Raw genomic sequence first — 16,260 nt, 5'->3', positions numbered from 1 at the left:
GAGGCCATGAGCTCAGGCGATTACACCGACGAGGATGACGATCAGCTGACGCAGGAGGACATGCTGATCGACCGCGGCGTCGACGACCTGCTGGACGAGGGCTACGTGCCGCCCGACAAATGGCGTGAGCCCCGGGACCAAGAGACCCTCGACGAGCTGCTCGCCGAGGAAGAGCCGGACCCGGCGCTGCAGCTTGACGAGGGTGACGATCCCGACGAGCAGTGGGGCGAAGACGAGGTCGGTGACCAGCGGTCCGGCCGGCTCGTGGCCGGCGAGCAGGACGGTGAGCTGCTTGCCGGGGACGTCGGCATCGACGGGAGCGCGGCCTCCGCCGAGGAGGCCGCGGTCCACGTCATCGACGAGTAGTCGCGCTCAGACCTTGGCGATGACGTTCTCGGCGAACATCTCCAGGTGCTTGATCTTCTCATCGAGCGGCTGCGTGTCTTCGCCCATGATGTAGGGCACGCGGAAGCCGACGATGACGTCGGTGACGCCCTTGTCCTCGAGGCGCTTCACGCCGTCGACGGTGAAGCCGTCGATCGAGATGACGTGAATCTGGAACTCGTCGCACAGCCCGATGCGCTCTTCGGATTCGCGGTACTGCGCGAGCTTCTTCAGCAGCGGGTCGAGCTCGGCCGGGTCGCCGCCGCCGTGCATCCAGCCATCGTTGCGCGCGGCGCGCTTGAGAGCGGCGTCGGCGTGGCCACCGACGAGGATCGGCACCGGCTTGGTCGGCGCGGGCGTCATCTTGGTCTTGGGGATGTCGTAGAACTCGCCGTGGTACTCGAAGTAGTCGCCCGAGGTCAGGCCGCGGATGACGTCGATGCACTCATCCATGCGCTTGCCGCGGCGGGCGAACGGCACGCCCATGACCTCGTAGTCCTCCGGCCACGGGCTGGTGCCGACGCCCAGGCCCAGGCGGTTGTCGAACAGTGCGGCCAATGACCCGGCCTGCTTGGCGACCAGGGCCGGCGGCCGGATGGGCAGCTTCAGCACGAAGATGTTGAAGTGCAGCTTGGTCGTGACGGCCGACAGGGCGCCGATCAGCGAGAACGACTCGATGAACGACTTGCCGTCGAGGAATTCGCGGCTGCCGTCGGCGGTGTACGGGTAGGACGAGTCGGACTCGAAGGGGTACGCGATGCTGTCCGGAATGGTCATTGCGTGGTAGCCGGCTTCGTCAGCCGCCTTGGCCAGCGGGATGTAGTACTTCGGATCGGTCATCGCTTCGGCGTAGGTGAACCTCATGAAGCGATGCTAGAACGTGTTCTAGTTTTGTGGAATGGGTACCGCCCATTCAGTGGTTGTCAGGTCAGCGGGAACGGCGGCAAACCGGCGCCGCTGATGGCGTAGCCGCCCTGCTGGCTGCGCTCGGTGACGCGCGCCGTCGCGGTTCGTTCGCCGACCGCCACGGTGACGGCCGTGCGCGGCAGCTCGTCGAGCGTCTCGAAAACCGTTCCACGCCAGTGGTACTGGCCGTCGATCGGATCGAGGTGCCCGGCCAGCCGGACCCGGACGTCGCGGCCGTCGATGGTGGCGGGTCCGTCGTACAGGTCCTCGGGTTCGGCGATCTCGGCGCGCGTCGCCGGCGCAATCTTGCCGCCGGGCAGGAAGCCGCTCCGCCGCCACATCCGCCGTGCGATGGGGCCGAGGAGTCCAACTTCCTCCAGGAACGACGCGAGCGGCGCGAACCCGGCGATCTGTGTCTCGATCCGGTGCGGCGACGTCCGCGCCATCCGGCGCGCGGCGCGCGCGTCCAGTCCGACGCGGCGGTACTGCACCTTGTTGGTGAACAGGAACCGGAAGAACAGGCCGCCGATACCGTTGAGGTTGCCGATCCAGAAGCGCTTCGGCCACGACATCTCCGGTGCGCGCTTGCGCAGGCCGTCGCGGGCGAACTGGATGTGGCGGGCCTCTTCGGTTACGTGAATTCGCATGAGCCGCTGCACCATTGGTTGCAGCTCGGGATCGTCCATCATCTGGCGTTGCAGTGAATCGAAGATCTCCTCGCCGATCAGTGCGGCCACCCACAGCACCGAACCCTGGAAGGCGAACGGCAGCATGTTGATGATCGTGCGCTGGTACCACTTGGGCCGCACCGGGTCGGCGCCCACCTTCTCGATGGCCTTGCCGAACATCACCATGTGCCGGGTCTCGTCGCCGAGTTCGGTCAGCTCGTAGTGCGTGGCGCTCGCGGTCGGATCCTGATGCATCGCCTTGCGGAGCAGGGCCTGGTTGAGGATGTTCTCGAACCAGATGCCGGCCGACAGGGTGTTCACCAGTTCCTGGCGGGAGAGCTCGATCCGCTCGGCCCGGCTCATCGCTTCCCAGATCGGGGTGCCGTACAGCGAGACGACCTTCGGTGGCAGGAAGTACTTGTCCGGGTCGATCGGCGCGTCCCAGTCGATGTCGACGATCGGCGCGTAAGACTTGCGTACCGAGCCTTTGAGCAGGCGTTCGGCGAATTCCGCGCGCGTCGTCTGGCCTTTGACCGAAGCTGTCATCGTTGACATCCCTTCGAAAGTGTCCGTAATCCGAAGCTACGTCCGATACCAGAGGTAGTCAATACCTGCGGTACTGGATAAAACTGCGGCCGCCGCAGGCCGCTAGCCTTCGCGGATGCGCACAATCCACGTCATCGGTATCGGCGCCGGCGACCCGGAGTACGTCACCGCCCAAGCCATCGCGGCGCTCAACGACACGCAGGTGTTCTTCGCGATGGACAAAGGCGACACCAAGGACGATCTCGTCGCGCTGCGCCGGCTGATCTGCGAGCGCTTCATCGAAGACCCCGGCTACCGGTTCGTGGCACTGCCCGATCCCAAGCGGGCCAAAGATCGCGAGTACCACGAGGCCGTCGCCGAATGGCATGCCGCGCGGGCCCGGCTGTGGGCGCAGGCCATCGAGACCGAACTGGGGCCGGATGGCGTGGGCGCCTTTTTGGCGTGGGGCGACCCGTCGCTCTACGACAGCACGCTGCGCATCCTGGACCGCGTCGCCGAACACGTCGAGTTCGAGTTCGACGTCATCCCCGGCATCACCGCCATCCAGGCGCTCACCGCTCGACATCGCATCCCGCTCAACGACATTGGCGAGCCGGTGCTCATCACGACGGGGCGTCAGCTGCGTGAGCACGGGCTGGCGGGGGCCGCGGTGGTGATGCTCGACGGCGAGTGCTCGTTCCTGGAATGCCCACCGCAGACGCGGATTTGGTGGGGCGCCTACCTCGGCACCCCGGACGAGATGCTGATCGCCGGGACCGTCGGCGAGGTCGGGGAACGCATCGCGCGGGAGCGGGCCGACGCCCGGGCGCGGCACGGCTGGATCATGGACACCTACCTGCTGCGGGCAGAATCGACAGCATGAAATCGCTGCTGGTTCGTGCTGGGTTGACCGGCCTGGCGTTGTGGTTGGTCACGCGCATGGTGTCGGGGATCTACTTCGTCTTCCCCGTGGGCGCCGGCCAACTCGAGCGGGTCGGCATCATCCTGGTGGTGGCGTTCGTCTTCGGGTTGGTCAACGCCATCATCAAGCCGATCGTGCAGCTGTTCGCGATCCCGCTCTACATCCTCACGCTCGGCCTCATCCACATCGTCATCAACGCCTGGATGCTGTGGATCACCTCGTGGATCACCGAGAACACCACCCACTGGGGCCTGGGGATCGACCAGTTCTGGTTCACGGCGATCTGGGCGGCGATCCTGCTGTCAATCGTCGGCTGGGCGCTGGGTCTGGTGCAGCGCGCCATCGAGAGCTAGGGATTTGTGCACGTTTTTCCGCGCCGACCGCGGAAAAACGTGCACAAATCCCTACGTCAGGGACGCCCGGATCGCGTGTAACTCGTTGGCGCCGAACGCCGGTGGCTCGGTGATCTCGGCTGCCGGCCGTCCGGTGCGCACCGCGTCGGCCAGATCGCCGAGCGTCGCGGTCAGTCGCTGGGCGTCGGCGGGGGTGAACGGTGCTTCGGACTGCTCCGTGGCCCATGCAGTGGCGAGTGTGCGGTAGGCCAGTTGCTCGGTTGCGACGATGATCGGCCAAAGTCGTTCTGCCGCAACCCGACTGCGGCTCGATCCGCCGATGGCGGTGTCGTACACCGGAAGCATGGCCATCGCCCGTACCTGCAGATCGCGACGGTCGTTGCGGGCGTGATCGGTGGTCACCTGACCTGCGGCCAGATGTCCGACCACGACCGCGACCGCATCCAGCGTGGCCGCGATCGACTCGGCGGGGCGCGCCGCGGGATGGCCGCGCCGCGTCACCCACAACACCAGAAGTGCCACCGCGCAACCGATCACGGTGTCGATACCGCGGGCGAGCAGCATGGCGGGCACGTCGGCGATGTGGTGTCCGCCCGACGCGATGGTCAAGGCCGCGGGCGTGATGAAGATGACCGCGACGGTGTAGTTACGCACCACGAACATCTCGATGACGAACTGCAACGTACCGACGATCAGGGCCAGCCACGGTCCACCCGGTGCCGCGATCAAGATGCCCCCGGCCAGCACCAGGCCGAGCCACGTGCCCAGGGTGCGTTCGAGGCCGCGTTGCACCGTGCGCCGCCAGTCGAAGCCCTGGTGCAGCATCAGCACTGCCGCCGCCATCGCCCAGTACGCGTGGTCCATGTTCAGGCCGACGGTGACGGTTCCGGCGATCGCGACGGCGACCGCGGTGCGCAGGGCCGCGGTCAGCGGGGGAGCCCCCGGCGTCATCGCCCGGCGCAGCAGCGTCGCGACGGACGGCCGCCCGAGCGGGATCAGGCCCGCGAAACTGCCGCCGATGTCGTCGGGCACCGTGCCCAGTTGCCGGGCCAGTGCGGCGCTGTCGACGGACAGCGGCCGGCCGTGATCGGCGGCAGCCATGGCCTCGGCGAACAGTACATGTAGTCGGCGGTTCGTCATCCGCAGTCGATACAGGGTGTCGTCAGGCTTGGGGTGCACCGGCTGGAACGTGACGAGCGTGATCCACGCTTCGTGCAAGAGTTGAGCGGCGCGGTGCCGCGCATCGGGCGAAGACGTTTCGATGTAGGTGGCCACCGCTTCGGCGGCACCGGCCACCGCAGCGCGCTCGGGCCCGCGGGGGCGGACCAGTACGCCGGCCATGTGCACCACCCAGGCGAACGCGCCGCCGGCCAGCACCAGCGCACCCAGCCGCCAGGGACTCAGGTGCTCGGCCGCGATCCCGACCGCCGCCGCGCACGCCAGGACGGGCATGTACGCGCCGGGCGGTCCGACCGACAGGGCCTGGCAGATCAGTACGGTGGCCATCGCGATGACGCTCACCACGAGAACCGCCGACCACGGGGTTGCTGCCGCCCAGTCGCCGAGCGCCACGACCACCGCGAACGAGACCGCGATGGCGCCGAGATACATCGCGCGGTTGAGATACGGCCGTCCGCTGCCGTACAGCGAGGTGAAACCACCGATGGTGGCGACCAGCCCGGCCGGCACGTCTCCTGCCGCCCACCCGGCGAGAATCGGCACCACCATGCAGATCGACGCCCGCAGTGCGAACGGCCAGCGACGCGGCACGCTGTTGATGACCAGCATGCGTCGCAGCGGATTGGTGGCCGGGGCGGGCGCCGAGCGGTCTGCCATGTGTACAGCATGCGGTACATCCAGTCGCTAGCCTGAACCCATGCCGGAACTTCCCGAGGTCGAGGCGCTCGCCGATCACCTGCGTCGTCATGCGGTCGGACTGCCGGTGGGCCGCGTCGACGTCTCCGCTCTGTCGGTGCTCAAGACCTTCGACCCGCCGCCGACGGCGTTGTACGGCAAGGAGGTGACGGGTGCCAACCGCTGGGGCAAGTACCTGGGCCTGCAGGTCGGCGACCTGCACCTGATCACCCACCTGTCACGGGCGGGCTGGCTGCGTTGGTCGGAGAAGCTGGCGGCCGCGCCGCTGAAACCGGGCAAGGGCCCGATCGCGCTGCGGGTGCATCTCGGAAAGCCGGGTGAGGCACCGGGTTTCGACCTCACCGAGGCGGGCACCCAGAAGCGGCTGGCGGTGTGGCTCGTGAACGACCCATTGGCCGTGCCGCAGATCGCCACGCTGGGGCCGGACGCGCTGTCGCTCGGGCCGGCGGAGTTGGCAGCGGTGCTGGCCGGCAACACTGGCCGGATCAAGAACGTCATCACCGATCAGCGCGTGATCGCCGGGATCGGCAACGCCTACAGCGACGAAATTCTGCACGTGGCCAAACTTTCGCCGTTCGCGACCGCGGGCAAACTGACGCCCGAACAACTGAGTGCGCTGCACGACGCGATGATCTCGGTGCTCACCGATGCGGTGACCCGATCGGTCGGACAGGGGGCGGCAACCCTCAAGGGGGAGAAGCGCTCTGGGCTCCGGGTCCACGCCCGCACCGGGCTGCCGTGCCCGGTCTGCGGTGACACCGTCCGGGAAGTGTCCTTCGCGGACAAGTCTTTTCAGTACTGCGCGACGTGCCAGACCGGCGGCAAGGTGCTGGCCGACCGGCGGATGTCGAAGCTGCTCAAGTGATTCAGTTGCAGTAGTTCTTGGTCGCCGTCACCAGTGCCTGCTGGTACAGCGGGTCGAGGTGCCGTTGCTCGGTGACTTGTGTTCGAGCGGCGTCCACCGCACCCGGGCATCCAGGGCCGTGCAGGACACTCTGGTGTGCCGCCAGCTCGGCGACCATGGTGCGGTTGAAACCGTCTATCGCCGTGCGGGATTCGGACAGATCCGGGGCGGTGGTGGGAGCCGCGGCCGGATCGAACTTCCACTGGCTGAACCGCAGGTACTCGATGCCCTCGGTGGCGTGAATCTGATCGGTGAACACCTGCCGCACGAACACCGGGTCGGCACCGGACGCGGTGGCCTGGGCGCCGACCGCATTCAGTACCTGTTCCACTCGCGCGGGGTCCTCGATCGAGCCGCCGCTGATCCACTTGACGGCGGCCACCGGATCGGCGGTCTGCAGCCGCTGGGCGGCGGTGTCAACCAGCCGGAACAGCTGATCGTCGTCGGCGTGGGCGAGGGGCAGCCACGTCATGCCCAGGGCGGCAACCAACAGGGCGGCGAGCTTCATCCTTCGATCCTGCACCATGCAACCTTTCTTGACAGGTGTCGAGTTGGTTACGCTGCAGGCATGACTCGGCAGAAGATCCTCATCACCGGCGCGAGCTCGGGCCTGGGCGCCGGTATGGCCCGGCAGTTCGCCGCCAAGGGCCGCGACCTCGCGCTGTGTGCCCGCCGGCTGGACAACCTCGAAGAACTGAAGGCCGAACTGACGGCGCAGTATCCCGGGGTGACGGTGGCCATCGCGGCGCTGGACGTCAACGACCACGACCAGGTGCCCAAGGTGTTCGAGGAACTGTCCGATCAGTTGGGCGGTATCGACTGCGTCATCGTCAACGCCGGCATCGGCAAGGGCTACCCGCTGGGCGGCGGCAAGCTGTGGGCCAACAAGGTGACCATCGAGACGAATCTCGTTGCGGCGCTGGTGCAGATCGAAACGGCACTGGAGATGTTCAAGGCCACGGGCCGCGGCCATCTGGTCCTGGTGTCGTCGGTGCTCGGCAACGTCGGGGTGCCCGGGTTCAAGGCCGCGTACGCCGCGAGCAAGGCCGGCGTCACGTCGCTGGGTGAGTCGCTGCGTGCCGAGTACCCGTCCGGACCCATCAAGATCACGGTCCTCGAGCCCGGCTACATCGAGTCGGAGATGACCGCGAAAGCCGGCTCCACGATGCTCATGGTCGACAACGAGACCGGTGTGAAGGCCATGGTCGACGCCATCGAGAAGGAGAAGGGCCGCGCCGTCGTCCCCGGCTGGCCGTGGTGGCCGCTGGTCGAGGTGATGAAGCTGGTGCCGCCGCGGTTCACCAAGTACTTCGCCTAGGGATTTGTGCACGATTTTCCGCGCCGGCCGCGGATTTTCGTGCACAAATCCCTAGGAAACGCGGCCGCGCTCGACGCGGTAGCGGCGCACCAGGGCGTCGGTGGAGCTGTCGGACTGCGGTGCGGGCGCGGCGTCGGACGTGATGACCGGCAGCAGGGCCTTGGCCTGCGTCTTACCGAGCTCGACACCCCACTGATCGAACGAGTCGATGCCCCAGATGACGCCTTCGGTGAACACCTGGTGCTCGTACAGCGCGATCAACTGTCCGACCACCGACGGCGTCAGCTTGGTCGCCAAAATCGAAGTGGTGGGCCGGTTTCCCGGCATCACCTTGTGCGGGACGACGGCAGCAGGGGTGCCTTCGGCGGCAATTTCCTCGGCGGTCTTGCCGAACGCGAGCACCTGGGTCTGGGCGAAGAAATTGCTCATCAGCAGGTCGTGCATGCTGCCGGTGCCGTCGGCGGTGGGCAGATCATCGGTCGGCTCGCTGAAGCCGATGAAATCGGCCGGCACCAGCCGCGTGCCCTGGTGCAGCAGTTGGTAGAAGGCGTGCTGGCCGTTGGTTCCCGGTTCACCCCAGAAGATCTCGCCGGTATCGGTGCTCACCGGAGTGCCGTCGGCGCGCACCGATTTGCCGTTGGACTCCATGGTCAGCTGCTGCAGATAGGCGGCGAACCGGGCCAGGTCGTTGGAGTAGGGGAGCACCGCACGGGCTTGTGCGCCAAAGAAATCCGAGTACCACAGGCCGATGAGCCCGAGCAGCGCCGGCGCGTTCGCCTCCAGTGGCGCGGTGCGGAAGTGCTCGTCGACCAGGTGGAAGCCGGCCAGGAATTCGCCGAAGCGCTCCTTGCCGATGACGGCCATCACCGACAGCCCGATGGCACTGTCGACGGAGTAGCGGCCGCCGACCCAATCCCAGAAGCCGAACATGTTCGCAGTGTCGATGCCGAACTCGGACACCAGCTTTGCGTTGGTCGACACCGCGACGAAGTGCTTGGCGACGGCCTCCGATCCAGCCCCGTCGCCCAGTCCTTCAATCAGCCAGCGCCGGGCGGCGGTGGCGTTCGTCAGCGTTTCCAACGTCGAGAACGTCTTGGAGGCGACGATGAAAAGCGTTGTGGCAGGGTCGAGTCCGTCGAGCTTGGCCACCAGGTCGGCCGGGTCGACGTTCGACACGAACCGCGCCGTGATGCCCGCGTCGGCGTAATGGCGCAGGGCCTGGTCGACCATCACCGGGCCCAGGTCGGAACCACCGATCCCGATGTTGACGACCGTCGTGATGCGCTGCCCGGTGGCCCCGGTCCACTCACCGCTGCGCAGCCGGTCGGTGAAGGTGCCCATCTCGTCGAGTACCGAGTGCACGTCGGCGACCACGTCCTGACCGTCGACCACCAACGAGGCGCCGCGGGGCAGCCGCAGCGCCGTGTGCAGCACGGCGCGGTCCTCGGAGGTGTTGATGTGTTGTCCCGCGAACATGGCGTCGCGCCGCTCCTCAAGGCCGGCCGCACGGGCCAGATCGAGCAGCAGGGCAAGGGTTTCCCTGGTCACGCGGTGCTTGCTGTAGTCGATGTACAGATCGCCGACGGTCAGCGTCAGCTCCCGGCCGCGGTCCGGGTCGTCGGCGAACAACTCGCGCAGCGTGGTCGCCTCGACCGCGGCGTGGTGCGCGCTGAGCGCCTTCCAGGCTGAGGTGGTCGTGATGTCGGCAGCGGGAGTCTGATCAGCCATGCCTCAAACCCTAGTGTGACGTAGGAAACGCCGCCGTACATGATGGGTGTATGGACATCGCCGCGTTGTTGTCGTCTGTCCCAACTGGCCTCTGGATCGGCGGTGAGGAGCGCGCCGGTCAATCCACGTTCGAAGTGCTCAACCCGGCTACCGAGGACGTCATCGTCCGCGTCGCCGACGCCGCGCCGCAGGACGGCATCGCCGCACTCGACGCCGCGGAGGCTGTCGAAAAGGAGTGGGCGGCAACCCCGCCCCGTGAGCGTGGCGAAATCCTGCGGTCGGTGTTCGAGACCATCACCGCCCGCGCCGAGGATCTCGCGACGTTGATGACGCTCGAGATGGGCAAGGTGCTCGCCGAGAGCCGCGGCGAGGTCAAGTACGGCGCCGAGTTCTTCCGCTGGTTCGCCGAAGAGGCCGTCCGCATCGGCGGCCGCTACACCCCGAGCCCGGCCGGCACCGGGCGCATCGTCGTCACCAAGTCGCCCGTCGGCCCGTGTTACGCGGTGACGCCGTGGAACTTCCCGCTGGCCATGGGCACCCGCAAGATCGGCCCGGCCCTGGCGGCGGGCTGCACCATGGTGGTCAAGCCCGCCGCCGAAACCCCGCTGACCATGTTGCTGCTGGCCAAACTGATGGCCGACGCCGGGCTGCCCAAGGGCGTGCTGTCCGTGCTGCCGACCACCAGTCCGGGTGAACTGACCGCCGCGCTGATCAACGACGGCCGGCTGCGCAAGCTGACCTTCACCGGGTCGACGGGCGTCGGCCGGGCGCTGGTACAGCAGGGCGGCGAGAAGCTGCTGCGCATGTCGATGGAACTCGGCGGCAACGCGCCGTTCCTGGTGTTCGACGACGCCGACATCGATGCCGCCGTCGACGGCGCGATCCTCGCCAAGATGCGCAACGGCGGCGAGGCCTGTACGGCGGCCAACCGCTTCCACGTCGCCAACGCGGTGCGGGAGGAGTTCACCACGAAGCTGGTGCAGCGGATGAGCGAGTTCACGCTCGGCAACGGCTTGGACGAGACCGCGACGCTCGGCCCGCTGATCAACGCCAAGCAGCTCGGCACCGTCACCGACCTGGTGTCCGACGCGGTGTCTCGCGGCGCGACCGTCGCCGTCGGGGGCACCGCCCCGGGCGGTCCGGGCTACTTCTATCCCGCGACGGTCCTGGCGGACGTCCCTGCCGATGCCCGCATCCTCCGGGAGGAGGTGTTCGGGCCCGTCGCTCCCGTGACGGGATTCGACACCGAGGACGAGGCGATCGCCGCGGCCAACGACACCGAGTACGGTCTGGCGGCCTACATCTACACGCAATCGCTCGACCGGGCGCTGCGGGTGTCCGAGGCGCTGGAGTCCGGCATGGTCGGCGTCAACCGGGGCGTCATCTCGGACCCGGCGGCGCCGTTCGGCGGGGTGAAGTCGTCAGGCTTCGGCCGCGAAGGCGGCACCGAAGGCATCGAGGAGTACCTCGACACCAAGTACATCGCCCTGACTCCCTAGGCACCCCTCACCCTTGGCGCCTCTCACCCTTGGCGCCTCTCACCCTTGGCGCGAGCGGCCGTGTCTGTACGCAACACGCCGTGGTTGCTTGTACAAATGGGGCCGCTCACCGGCCGCGACAGTGCGCAAACCACACATCGAAGTCGGTGTGTCGCCGTACAGACACGGCCGCTCGCGGGAAGTTTGGTCAGTGAGCGGAGGTCAGTGGCCGAGGCGGCCGCGGCCGAGACGCAGCAGCAGCATGGCGAGGTCTTTGCCCTCGGGGCCCAGCTCGCTGTAGCGCTCGATGACCTTCATCTCACGGCTGTGCACCAGCCGGGTGCCGCCGGAGGCCATGCGGGCCTTGCCGATCATCTTGGAGACCTCGGTGCGACGGGCGACGGCCGCAAGGATGGTGGCGTCCAACTCGTCGATCTCCAGGCGGAGCTCGTCGATGTTGGGGAGTTCAGTTTCGGTCGACATGGTTTCCTCGCTGTTGGTGGATTCTGGTGTCATCCGAATTCAGGCCTCACACAACAAACGAGCCCCGGATCCGGATGCGGACCACGGGGCTGAAGGGAAGCAGCTAAACCCCGGGTACCGGCGTCCGGTACCCGTAGAAAAATCGCTGCTGCGCATTGAGCACGTTCCGAGTGTGCCATCCCGGCCGGTGCCAGCGCAAAGAGGCGACTGAAGCGACCGGGGAAATGCGTGGCTTGTCGCACCCCGGCGGTAAGTTTGAGCTGATATGACGAGCACAGCCCCCGACATCGATCAGCTTCTGGACGGCCTCAACCCGCAGCAGCGTGCAGCGGTTCTGCACGAGGGTTCGCCGCTGCTGATCGTGGCCGGCGCCGGCTCGGGCAAAACCGCGGTGCTGACCCGGCGCATCGCCTACCTGCTGGCCAACCGCGATGTCGGCGTCGGCCAGATCCTGGCCATCACGTTCACCAACAAGGCCGCCGCCGAGATGCGTGAGCGCGTCGTCCAGTTGATCGGTCCCCGCGCCAAGTCCATGTGGGTGTCGACGTTCCACTCCACCTGCGTCCGCATCCTCCGGAACCAGGCCTCGCTGCTGCCGGGGCTGAACTCCAACTTCTCCATCTACGACGCCGACGACTCGCGCCGGTTGTTGATGATGGTGGGCAAGGACCTGGGCCTCGACGTCAAGCGGTACTCGCCGCGCATGCTGGCGACCGCGATCTCGAACCTGAAGAACGAACTGATAGACCCGCTGCAGGCGGCCTCGGAGGCGTCGGAGGCCGACGAGGACCTGCCGAAGATCGTCGCCGAGGTCTACGGCGAATACCAGCGCCGGCTGCGGGCGGCGAACGCCATGGACTTCGACGACCTGATCGGCGAGACCGTCGCTGTGCTGCAGAGCTTTCCGCAGATCGCGCAGTACTACCGGCGGCGCTTCCGGCACATCCTGGTCGACGAGTATCAGGACACCAACCATGCCCAGTACGTGCTGGTGCGCGAGCTCGTCGGGCACCACGCGCCCGGAGGCGCCGACGACGTCCCGCCCGCCGAACTGTGCGTCGTGGGTGACGCCGACCAGTCCATCTACGCGTTCCGCGGCGCGACGATCCGCAACATCGAGGATTTCGAGCGCGACTTCCCGAATGCGAAAACCATTCTGCTGGAACAGAATTACCGTTCCACGCAGAACATCCTGTCGGCCGCCAACGGCGTCATCAGCCGCAACGCCGGACGCCGCGACAAGAAGCTGTGGACCGACGCCGGTGAGGGCGAGCTGATCGTCGGCTACGTCGCCGACAACGAACACGACGAGGCACGGTTCATCGCCGAGGAGATCGACACGCTGACCACCAAGGGCAGCGGTATCGACACCAAGTACAGCTACGGCGACATCGCGGTGTTCTACCGCACCAACAACTCGTCGCGGTCCGTGGAGGACATCTTCATCCGGGCCGGCATCCCGTACAAAGTCGTCGGGGGCATGCGCTTCTACGAGCGCAAGGAGATTCGCGACATCGTCGCGTACCTGCGGGTGCTGGACAATCCGGGCGACGCGGTGAGCCTGCGGCGCATCCTCAACACCCCCCGCCGCGGCATCGGTGACCGCGCCGAGGCCTGCGTGGCGGTGTACGCGGAGAACACCGGCGCCAGCTTCAGTGACGCGCTGCAGGCCGCCGCCGAGGGCCGGGTGCCGATGCTGAACTCCCGCTCGGAGAAGGCGATCGCCAGTTTCGTCGAGCTCATGGACAGCCTGCGCGGCGGGCTCGACGGCGAGCTGGGTGACCTGGTGGAGACGGTGCTGGACCGCACGGGCTACCGCCGCGAACTGGAAGCGTCCAGCGACCCGCAGGACCAGGCGCGGCTCGACAACCTGAACGAATTGGTCAGCGTCGCACACGAATTCAGCACCGACCTCGCCAACGCACAGGCGTTGCAGGAAGAGGAACTGGACGAGGACGTGCCCGACACCGGAGCGCTGGCCGCCTTCCTGGAACGGGTCTCGCTGGTGGCGGACGCCGACGAAATCCCCGAGGACGGCGACGGCGTCGTCACGATGATGACGCTGCACACCGCCAAAGGCCTCGAATTCCCCGTGGTTTTCGTGACCGGCTGGGAAGACGGCATGTTCCCGCACATGCGCGCCCTCGGCGACCCGACCGAACTGTCCGAGGAACGTCGGCTGGCGTACGTCGGCATCACCCGGGCGCGCCAGCGGCTGTACCTCAGCCGCGCCAAGGTGCGCTCGTCGTGGGGGCAGCCCATGCTCAACCCGGAATCGCGCTTTCTGCAGGAGATTCCGCAGGAGCTCATCGACTGGCGCCGCGTCGAGCCGCCACCATCGCTGTCGGCGCCGCGAGGCTACGGGTCCGGCGGATCGGGCGGTGGTCTCGGTGGTGGACGTCCGTCGCCCATGCGGCCGGCGCCGAACCGCAACAAGCCGCTGGTGGTGCTCTCGCCAGGTGACCGTGTCACGCACGACAAGTACGGCCTGGGCCGCGTCGAGGAGGTCAGTGGTGTCGGCGAATCGGCCATGTCGCTCATCGATTTCGGCAGCTCCGGCCGGGTCAAACTGATGCACAACCACGCTCCGGTACAGAAGCTTTAGCGTCGGCGCGCGCGAAAGTCGGACGGTGCGATCTCGCTGATTTTTAGCCGGATTCGCTTCGGCGCGTCAGGTTTTGGTGCACCAGCGGCCGGTAACGGGCAGCATCGCGAGCACCATGCTGGCGATCGGCAGCACCGGGATGCCGTAGACGATCGGCGGCAGTTTGGCCCCGGCGACGAACAAACTGGCGAAGATCACCAGCGTCACCAAGGCGCCGACCACCACCACGACCCGGCCCGTGCGGCGCCGCAGCAGGACGGCGATCTGCCCGCCGATGGTGGCGCCGCAGCCGACGGCGGCGAGGAAGCCGATGGCGACGCAGAACAGCGGATCGGTGCGCCACCACCCGGCGATCAGTGAAGTGGCGATGACGGCCGTCGCCCAGCCACTCAAGATGCAGGCCGTGGCAGTGGCGCAGGCGGCGAACGGCCCGGGCGGTGGCTTCGGCGCCGGCGTCGAAGCCGACTCGGGAGCGGGAGCCGCTGCCGGAGCGGGGCCCGAGGCCGGGATGAACGTGGTCGCGGGGGCATCCTCGGCCCGGATCAGGCCGGTCGCGGGCTCGACGGGAATGAGACCGGTCGCGGGCTCGATGACACTCGTTTGAGGAGCGTCGACGACGGGTATCGAACCAGTGGGCGTGCGGCGGATGATGCTGGTGGGCGGTGCGTCAGCGACGGGAAAGGCTCCCGTCGGCGCGCGCCGGATCAACCCCGTTCTGGGTTCGTCGTCAGAGTGACGTCCGAAAGATTGGGTGGGGTCGGACGAATGCGTCTGGGCTGGCCCGTCGGCGTTGTTGTCCGTCACGGATCAGCCGACGTAGTTACCCGGGCTCAGGCCACGCTGTGCCAGCCACGGCACGGGGTCGATGCGCTGGCTGCCGCCCATGAGCACCTCGAAGTGGCAGTGCGGGCCGGTCGAGTTGCCGCGGTTGCCGATGGTGGCGATCTGGTCGCCGGCGAAAACCCGCTGGCCGACCGAGACGACCCAGGTGTTGACGTGGCCGTACAGCGTGACGGTCCCGTCCGAGTGACGGACCTTGACCCACGCGCCGTAACCAGCGGTCGGGCCTGCAGCGACGACGACGCCGTCGGAGACGGCGACGATCGGCGTACCGATCGGGCCGGCGATGTCGATACCGCCGTGCAACGCGCCCCAGCGGTAACCGAAGCCGGAGGTGAACACGCCCTTGGTCGGCATCACGAACAGCGGGCGGGCCAGCCGGGCTTCGCGCTCGGCGCGTTCCTGCGCGAACGCCGCGCCGTTGGCGAGCTCCTGGGCGTGCACCGCGCCGGACGCGGCGGCGGGTTCGACGTTGACGATCTGGATGCCGTCTGAGGAGCCGGTCGACCCGTCCGCGCGGACGACCTGGTCAGCGGCCAGCTTCGTGCTGGTCGGCTGGTCGGCGCTGGTCATCATCGAGTACCCGGCGGCAGCGGTGGCGCCGACGGCCATGGCGGCGGCGACCAGGCGGCCCTTCACGCCATTGACGGGCTCAGGCTTGCGATGGGTGCCACGGCTCGCGCGCAGGTCGATGACGTCCGTGTCGTCGAGACCGTTGCTGGTGTCGGTGTGGCTGTCGCGGTAGGCGCTCGCGGAGAGGCGCTGCGCGCCCTCGGGCTGCCGGAATTCGGCCGGAACAGTCAGAGTCAGGGGAGTCTCGTCGTCGGTGTCGTTCAGATCGTCGAGCTCGGGGGCGGCGTTGACGCGGGAATCGCGGTCGAACGCGCTCTCGGAGAGGTCCAGATCGTGCAGGTCACCGAACTCGTTGAACGGGATGATGTCGGTCACTTCAGCAGGGCTCACAGCGCGGGATAGCTTGATGGTGGTGCGGGCAGCGTTCTCAGTGTTGCCGGCGTTCGTCGCCTCTCCGAGGGGAGTTACCGACGAATCGTGCTCAGCCAACCGAAAATTCCTTTGCTCCGTGACCGTACCGTTACCGAGACCGCCCATGACGGTACTGAAAATCAGAACCGATTGGCAACCTATAGATGTCATTGGCCGGGAACTGTGATTTGCCTCACTGGTTGCTCTCAGGTGAGATGTACCACATGGGTAGTAGGCGGTGCTGGCTACTCATTAGTACGTGGCTAAAGTGCCGAGCGAGCCAGTGC

15 protein-coding genes and 1 pseudogene are annotated in these 16,260 nt (G+C 67.4%); 8 read left to right on the top strand and 8 right to left on the bottom strand.

All coding sequences use genetic code 11. The annotated features are described in order from the left end of the window. Nucleotides 1-6 precede the first annotated feature (6 nt). Nucleotides 7-366, top strand: a complete 360-nt coding sequence (locus ACJH6H_RS17990; protein ID WP_318987167.1) for a DUF5709 domain-containing protein — start codon at nt 7-9, stop codon at nt 364-366. A gap of 6 nt (nt 367-372) precedes the next feature. Here the strand turns inward: ACJH6H_RS17990 and ACJH6H_RS17985 are convergent, their stop codons facing one another. Together ACJH6H_RS17985 and ACJH6H_RS17980 are read right to left on the bottom strand one after the other, a co-directional pair. Further along, entirely contained in the window at nt 373-1,248 is an 876-nt protein-coding gene (locus ACJH6H_RS17985; RefSeq protein WP_060999358.1) for an LLM class flavin-dependent oxidoreductase, read from the bottom strand. A gap of 59 nt (nt 1,249-1,307) precedes the next feature. Then, on the bottom strand, nt 1,308-2,504 hold the full coding sequence (locus ACJH6H_RS17980; protein ID WP_406775477.1) for a diiron oxygenase: 1,197 nt from the start codon (nt 2,502-2,504) through the stop codon (nt 1,308-1,310). 115 nt (nt 2,505-2,619) lie between these two features. Between ACJH6H_RS17980 and cobF the strand changes: the two genes are divergently transcribed. Then, nucleotides 2,620-3,366, top strand: coding sequence for a precorrin-6A synthase (deacetylating) (cobF, locus tag ACJH6H_RS17975; RefSeq protein WP_406775476.1), 747 nt, complete (start codon nt 2,620-2,622; stop codon nt 3,364-3,366). Further along, nucleotides 3,363-3,758, top strand: a complete 396-nt coding sequence (locus ACJH6H_RS17970; protein WP_318987171.1) for a phage holin family protein — start codon at nt 3,363-3,365, stop codon at nt 3,756-3,758. Before cobF ends, ACJH6H_RS17970 begins: the two co-directional genes overlap by 4 nt. 51 nt (nt 3,759-3,809) lie before the next feature. Here the strand turns inward: ACJH6H_RS17970 and ACJH6H_RS17965 are convergent, their stop codons facing one another. Next, on the bottom strand, nt 3,810-5,594 hold the full coding sequence (locus ACJH6H_RS17965) for an FUSC family protein (protein ID WP_406775475.1): 1,785 nt from the start codon (nt 5,592-5,594) through the stop codon (nt 3,810-3,812). Nucleotides 5,595-5,634: 40 nt separating this feature from the next. On the opposite strand from ACJH6H_RS17965, the pseudogene ACJH6H_RS17960 reads away from it, so the two are divergent. Further along, nucleotides 5,635-5,877, top strand: a pseudogene (locus tag ACJH6H_RS17960) (DNA-formamidopyrimidine glycosylase family protein); the annotation flags it as partial. A 147-nt stretch (nt 5,878-6,024) separates the two neighbouring features. Continuing rightward, nucleotides 6,025-6,498, top strand: coding sequence for a zinc finger domain-containing protein (locus ACJH6H_RS17955; protein ID WP_346416179.1), 474 nt, complete (start codon nt 6,025-6,027; stop codon nt 6,496-6,498). A gap of 1 nt (nt 6,499) precedes the next feature. On the opposite strand, the gene ACJH6H_RS17950 is transcribed toward ACJH6H_RS17955, so the two are convergent. After that, entirely contained in the window at nt 6,500-7,045 is a 546-nt protein-coding gene (locus ACJH6H_RS17950; protein WP_346416127.1) for a chorismate mutase, read from the bottom strand. A gap of 60 nt (nt 7,046-7,105) precedes the next feature. On the opposite strand from ACJH6H_RS17950, the gene ACJH6H_RS17945 reads away from it, so the two are divergent. Then, entirely contained in the window at nt 7,106-7,855 is a 750-nt protein-coding gene (locus ACJH6H_RS17945) for an SDR family oxidoreductase (protein ID WP_346416128.1), read from the top strand. Between the two features lie 51 nt (nt 7,856-7,906). On the opposite strand, the gene pgi is transcribed toward ACJH6H_RS17945, so the two are convergent. Beyond that, on the bottom strand, nt 7,907-9,583 hold the full coding sequence (gene pgi, locus ACJH6H_RS17940; protein WP_346416129.1) for a glucose-6-phosphate isomerase: 1,677 nt from the start codon (nt 9,581-9,583) through the stop codon (nt 7,907-7,909). Between the two features lie 50 nt (nt 9,584-9,633). Between pgi and ACJH6H_RS17935 the strand changes: the two genes are divergently transcribed. Further along, a complete protein-coding gene (locus tag ACJH6H_RS17935; protein WP_406775474.1) occupies nt 9,634-11,082 on the top strand; it encodes an NAD-dependent succinate-semialdehyde dehydrogenase in 1,449 nt (482 codons plus the stop codon). Between the two features lie 201 nt (nt 11,083-11,283). On the opposite strand, the gene ACJH6H_RS17930 is transcribed toward ACJH6H_RS17935, so the two are convergent. Beyond that, nucleotides 11,284-11,577: a chorismate mutase gene (locus ACJH6H_RS17930; RefSeq protein ID WP_020099016.1), complete on the bottom strand. Its 294-nt coding sequence runs from the start codon at nt 11,575-11,577 to the stop codon at nt 11,284-11,286. Between the two features lie 232 nt (nt 11,578-11,809). Here ACJH6H_RS17930 and pcrA point away from each other — a divergent pair, with 232 nt between their 5' ends. Next, nucleotides 11,810-14,149 carry a DNA helicase PcrA gene (pcrA, locus tag ACJH6H_RS17925; RefSeq protein WP_406775473.1) on the top strand — a complete coding sequence of 780 codons (2,340 nt, stop codon included), beginning with the start codon at nt 11,810-11,812 and terminating at the stop codon, nt 14,147-14,149. Nucleotides 14,150-14,215: 66 nt separating this feature from the next. Here pcrA and ACJH6H_RS17920 read toward each other — a convergent pair whose 3' ends face one another. Both ACJH6H_RS17920 and ACJH6H_RS17915 read right to left on the bottom strand, forming a co-directional pair. Further along, nucleotides 14,216-14,953, bottom strand: coding sequence for a hypothetical protein (locus ACJH6H_RS17920; protein ID WP_406775472.1), 738 nt, complete (start codon nt 14,951-14,953; stop codon nt 14,216-14,218). Between the two features lie 3 nt (nt 14,954-14,956). Further along, nucleotides 14,957-16,051, bottom strand: a complete 1,095-nt coding sequence (locus tag ACJH6H_RS17915; protein WP_133426604.1) for a M23 family metallopeptidase — start codon at nt 16,049-16,051, stop codon at nt 14,957-14,959. Nucleotides 16,052-16,260 lie beyond the last annotated feature (209 nt).

It is taken from the genome of Mycobacterium sp. SMC-21, assembly GCF_045310825.1.
In the GTDB taxonomy this organism is placed as follows: Bacteria; Actinomycetota; Actinomycetes; order Mycobacteriales; family Mycobacteriaceae; genus Mycobacterium.
The sequence above is the reverse complement of the archived record's forward strand: the minus strand, read 5'-3'. Positions and strand labels throughout refer to the sequence as shown.